General features: G+C 46.3%; 1 protein-coding gene. It reads right to left on the reverse strand.

Annotation, left to right across the window (positions count from 1 at the left end):
* Positions 1-13: 13 nt before the first annotated feature.
* On the reverse strand, positions 14-244 hold a 231-nt coding region (locus B7449_RS17205; protein ID WP_148431395.1), incomplete at its 5' end, for a transposase.

Below are 244 nucleotides of genomic sequence, written 5' to 3' on the forward strand. Positions count from 1 at the left end.
CTAGGGTGTGTCGTCAGTTAATTCCAATGATGGCGGAGACGAATTGCACGGCTGCGAGGAAAGTTGACTTCAGCTTGTCATATCGTGTTGCAATACCTCTGAACTGTTTAAGTCTGGCGAAGAAGCGTTCGATGATGTTTCGTTTTTTATAAAGCGAAAAGAGGATTTTCCGTGGATTGCGTCGGTTTTTCTTTGACGGAATAACCGGTGTGATCCCCCGCTCTTCAAGCTTTTCGATGAGGGG

The organism is Komagataeibacter intermedius TF2 (genome assembly GCF_000964425.1).
Classification (GTDB): domain Bacteria; phylum Pseudomonadota; class Alphaproteobacteria; order Acetobacterales; family Acetobacteraceae; genus Komagataeibacter; species Komagataeibacter intermedius.